Source organism: Marinobacter halodurans, from assembly GCF_004327985.1.
In the GTDB taxonomy this organism is placed as follows: Bacteria; Pseudomonadota; Gammaproteobacteria; order Pseudomonadales; family Oleiphilaceae; genus Marinobacter_A; species Marinobacter_A halodurans.
This window is the reverse complement of record NZ_SJDL01000161.1, coordinates 1-928: the sequence shown is the minus strand read 5'-3', so window position 1 is coordinate 928 and position 928 is coordinate 1. Positions and strand designations below refer to the sequence as shown.

At 57.8% G+C, this 928-nt stretch carries 1 protein-coding gene; it reads right to left on the bottom strand.

All coding sequences use genetic code 11. From position 1 onward, the window contains the following. A partial coding sequence (locus EZI54_RS23925) for a hypothetical protein (protein ID WP_207389352.1) occupies nt 1-845 on the bottom strand: 845 nt, incomplete at its 3' end. Between the last annotated feature and the right edge of the window lie 83 nt (nt 846-928).

Here is a 928-nt window from a genome sequence, read left to right as displayed (position 1 = left end):
TCAGCCTTTGCCTGCTGGACCTGCTTTTCGAGTAAGGCCAGGGATTGCAGGTGAAGCTGGTCGAGGTGATCGTCATTAATGTCCGTCTGATCCGCCGCCAATTGTTGGAGCCGGCGGTAGGGAGAGTTCTCACTTTCATCGGTTTGCCGGGTTGGTGACCAGGCGTCGAGCCAGTTGCTGTTGGCGATCCAGCGGTTAAGTGAATTCAGAATTCGGTGCTCTTCTTCAATACCATGCCCGGCCAGGATGTCTGGAATCTTTTGTAAAACGTTCAGGTGATCAGCGCATAGGCTGTAAGCCTCGCAGACTCCAATACCGTCCTGGGTGAGATAGTCTGCGAGCACGGCGTCAAGCTCGCCATTTTCCATCAGCGCTTTCAGCTTACCGACATGGTGGTTGATGATGTCGGCTGCGTACTGGCGCTCGCCGGTCAGCAGCACCTCGTCGAGCTTGTTCCGGTCGACGGCATCGCCGTACTCCGCCAACGGGCTGGGACCGTTGCTGCGCGGATCGAAAACCGCCTGGCGTATCAATGTCGCCGAGTGGGCCAATGGTTGGCCCTTGAGGCTGATTTCGATGACATTCAGGTACTGTAGGGCCTGATGGATCTGGGCCAGCGAATGCCTGAACTTGAACAGGACATCGGAGACAGCGGCGCAGGCGATGCCTTTCCTGTTCCTGAGATTAGCCAGGGCATCCTTGGCGGGCTTGCAACTGATATCCAGGTTCGGTGCTTCTTCTCCGTCTTCTGTGATGGACTGCAGGCGGGTGGCCAGACGTTGGCAGAGTTCCTCGGGTTCAGGCTGCTCGAAAGCCGGCGTGAAGTGGACGGGCTGCTCAAGCATGAGCTCGACGCCGAGATCACGCGTTCTGAGCGGTGGCATGGATTGGAGCGACTGGGCCGGGAAGCCCCTTTCAAATGAGACGA